Annotated in this window: 2 protein-coding genes; both read left to right on the top strand. The window is 34.5% G+C overall.

Going from position 1 to position 4413, the window contains the following annotated elements; genetic code table 11:
• Positions 1 to 1114: 1114 nt before the first annotated feature.
• The gene (locus tag ACMV0E_RS07980; protein ID WP_416085857.1) at positions 1115 to 1894 is read left to right on the top strand and encodes a stalk domain-containing protein; all 780 of its coding nucleotides are present in this window, start codon (positions 1115 to 1117) and stop codon (positions 1892 to 1894) included.
• Positions 1895 to 1950: 56 nt separating this feature from the next.
• On the top strand, positions 1951 to 4413 hold a 2463-nt coding region (locus ACMV0E_RS07985), incomplete at its 3' end, for a C1 family peptidase (RefSeq protein ID WP_416085858.1).

Genomic DNA, 4413 nt, shown 5'->3' on the forward strand with positions numbered 1-4413 from the left:
TTTTTCTGTAAAATATAATTGGAATATTAAAAATTTGTAAAAGGAGGTATCAAAAATGAAAAGAACCAAACAAGAGAATGAAATTTACGAAATACTTTGGAAGTATGAGAAAAAGCAGGAAAGGAATACCAATTGAAAGCACGTTCAAGTAGCTATTCTGTTTCATTATGAGATGGTATATCGCTTCATCTAATCCATTTTGACGACTTTTTAAGGAATAGGGTGTATACAGACAATAGAGAAAGGCATTATAGTAATATTGAACTCTCACAGTGTAAAGAGGTTCTTTGACTAATTCTCTCCCGTGAGATTATGGCAAAATGAATATCTAATTGATGATGTCTTTAGAGGTGGAATATCCATAAACCATTCTGATATAGTAATGGAATCCCTCACTCATATGAGAATCCACTGAATTACTCTTCTGTAACCTGTAATCTTTATGAGCAGGTTCCTTTTCAATAGTTTTATCCCTTTTTCTCTATGAATCATTCAAAAGAGATGTAGCAAAGGGTATTATTGATGTGAAAAGTTATCACACAACGGTGAGGAAAAAGCTCATCGATCTTGTCAGGGAAATTTATCCACACAGGAAGAAGAATCATTCTCAAAGTCTCTCAGTACATTTATGAGAGGCTGAGTGTATCACTACTTTGGAAAAGACGCAATAATCAACCTGTTATTGCGTAGAGACAGGTTAATCAATTGCTCTAATTCCCTTCCTTAGATAAAAGGATAGGTTAACTATGCTTAGAATTCATAAAATACAGTAAAACTATCCAGATTATTCATGGTATTGTACACATTCACACTACTTTAAATAGAACAAAATGTATTCGAATGAAAAGAGCTATGAATACAAAGAAATAAAAAACAGAAAATAATATAGTCAAAAAACTTGCAATTTTTTCAAAAAAGCACTAACATTTTTTAGAGTGATAAAAAATCGCTCAATTTAGGTTATAAATAAGAACCTTGGAAAAGAAAATTAAAGATGGTATGATAACCTCACGAAAGAAGTAATTAAATAATTTAAAGGAGCTATCAAGATTAATTTTAAGAAAAATGGAAAAAATAAAATAATAACTATACTAAGAAAGGAGGTGATAATATTTTGAAGAAAATTGTTTTAATTTTGTTTTTGGCTCTTTGCCAAGTTTTTAACTTATTTGGTATTTGGCAAGTTAAGGCTACCGAATTAGGAAATCCTATTGCTAATGGGTTCAAAATCACTCTTTGGATTTCAAAGCCAATTTTTACAATTAATGGTGAAACACGATCCTTTGATTTCCCCGTTTTTGTTGAGAATGGCAGGGCTTTTATACAGGTTAGACCTTTTGTCGAATCAATTAGTGGTAATGTGGAATGGTATACGGAAGAGAAAAAGGTATCTATTTTATTTAATTCTACCAAAATTGAACTACTCATAAACAAACCTATTGCAAAAGTTAATGAATTAGAAGTTCCTTTGGATCCAACAAATACTAAAATCGTCCCTAAGATCATAAATGGAAGAACTGTAGTTCCTCTAAGATTTCTAGCAGAATCCCTCGGGTTTATGGTTAACTGGAACGATACCGATAAATCGATAGAACTGGATTATATGGCTAACCTAATTAGTATTAATGTGGGAGAAACCTATACAATTTCACTTGAAGAGAATGCTTCTGCAGGTTATACATGGCACTACAAAACAAACGATCCTTCTATAATTGCAGTTGAGAAGGATTATTACACCCCTCCATCAAGCACTAAACCTGGTGCTCCTCAAAAACACAACTTTGTAATAAAAGGACTAAAACCGGGCACAACCCAAATAGTGTTTATGTATTATAGAAGCTTTGAACCTAATAAAATAGAAAAAACAGTTATGTATGAATTTACTGTTAAATGAACCCATAAAAAATTTTGTTATTATTAAAAAATTAATATAAAAAGAAGGGAGGAAACATGAAGAAACTTATTGCTTTTTTGTTAGTTTTTGTGTTGGTGCTGTCTTATGTGAACCTTGTGCCATTTAACATTGGCAAAGTTCAAAAGGAAGTTGTAGAGGCATCAAGCACGAATTCTGAAAGTTATACAACTCACCATGCAATGGGATGTATTCCTTCACCTGTTAAAGCTTGGCCAAGAATTAACGCTTCTAAATTAGAGCAGGATCTTTTGGCAAAAGGAATTTCTCCAACTGCATTACCTGCTTCAGTTGATTTATCGACAGGACTTCCTCCTGTTGGTGATCAAAAGTGGCAGGGCAGTTGTGCTGCCTGGGCAACAGGCTACTATTACAAGACTTTTCAGGAGGGTAAAGAGCAAGGGTGGAATTTATCTTTTCCAAATCACCAATTTTCACCTGCCTTTATTTACAACCAGATAAATGGCGGGAGTGACAATGGGTCAACTATTTCTAATGCACTTAATCTCTTAGTTAATAAGGGTTGCGATACTCTTGCGGTATTCCCGTATAATCCTGATGATTACACAACACAACCAACAGCTTCACAGCTTCAACTTGCACTGCCTTTCAAGGCTAAAAGTTATGCAAATATATTTCAAGGACAAGGAAATTGTACTGATACAACTATTACTACATTAAAGCAGTGGCTTGCAAATGGTGATATGTTTGTAATTGCCATACCTGTTTATCCTGAATTTGATCCTGCTCCAAGCGATCCTTCTTATGTTATTCCACCTCATAATCCAAGTGACAAACCAATAGATTATCATGCGCTTGCTGTTGTTGGTTATAATGATAACTTATATTATACAGATGCCTCAAATGTTAAGCATTACGGTGCATTTAAAATTGTCAATTCCTGGGGAACAAGCTATGGCTACGGTGGTTTTGTTAATCTAAGCTACGATTTCTTTAAAGTTGATGTAGTCGAAGCATGGACTATGGTTGATGATACTACTCCTCAAGGATTTACATTAGGAGTTTTCCCACTTAAACAAGAAGTAATGCCTGGTGGAAGTGCAACTTTTACTATTATGGTTGATAAATTAAGCGGCTTTACGGGAAATGTTTCTCTTTCGGTTTCTAACCTTCCTTCAGGTGTATCATACACATTAAGTCAAAGTTCTGTAACACCACCAGCTAATGTTACTCTTACCCTTAATGTTAGCTCTTCAGTTACATCTAGTACTTATCCTTTTACAATTTCTGCAACTTCTGGTTCAACAACCTATACTTTAAACGCAAGTTTAGTTGTTATTGGAAGTAGTGGTCTTTTAATCCATGTTAAAAACCAATTGGGAAATCCAGCAGTTAATACATATATTGTGGTGTTAGATTCTAATAATAACTGGCGGGGATATGGCTATACTGATGATACTGGGTCTCTCTACCTTAGTAATATTTCCTCTGGGACTTATAAAATTTTTGTGTTTTCTGAAAGTGATCATTTTGGCTTAATAAAAAGTAATATTACTGCTCCAGGAGAATATACCTTCGATACAACAAATACTCAGCATATTACAGTAAATACAAAGAAAAAAGATGGAAGTGCTCTTGAAGGCTATATATGGATGGTTGATCCATCTTCGAAAAATCGCCTTAAACTTGGTTTTACTGACGGTTCGATTTCCTGTGACATCACACCTGGGACTTACACTGCGATGATTACAAGTTTGAGCAGTTATTATCTACTTACACTACCAAATATAACAATTGATTCAAATACAACCCAAGTGACTCTTGATGCTTCCACAATGCAAACAGGAAGTATAACATTTACACAACATGGGTTTGATAGGGCGTATGTGTATGCGTGGGGTTCATATTGCTATTGGACTTACGGCTTTGAGTTTACTTCACAGAAAACTATAATTTTCAGTGCTGATACATATGATTTGTCATTAGATGGATTTATTTATCCACAGGATGGTTCAAGCTGGGGCTATTGGTTTGATGTTGGATATTCTACAGTATCAAACAATTCTAATCTGACTATTGATTTTGGTGGGAATTTATCCATTTCAACTCAACCAAGTAAGACCTTCTATTATCAAGGAGAACAAGTGAGTCTATCTAATAAGGTCTCTGATGCTTACGGGAATAGATTAACGGGAATATATGAGTATCTCCGAACTTCCTCAGTTAATTTTTCGGCACCTCTTATGGAAGGAGAGGTGGTGCCAGGATTTTCTGCTTCCTTTGGTCCTCTTGTAAAAGTTATTGGGCCTGATTCAAATGTTTATTACCAAAGTAGTGATATATCAAACTTTTCCAGCACTTATTTCACTGCTTCAAGTAATTGGCCATTAGGGACATACACAGTTAATATTTCTCTTTACACAGGCCCATATCAGGGAACAGTAAAAGGAACAAACAGTTTTAATGTAGTTAACTACATCAAAATAACCTCACCTACAGGCTCAGAAGTCTTCTCACCCACAGATACCATAACAGTCTCT

It is taken from the genome of Caldisericum insulae (genome assembly GCF_047785965.1).
In the GTDB taxonomy this organism is placed as follows: domain Bacteria; phylum Caldisericota; class Caldisericia; order Caldisericales; family Caldisericaceae; genus Caldisericum; species Caldisericum exile_A.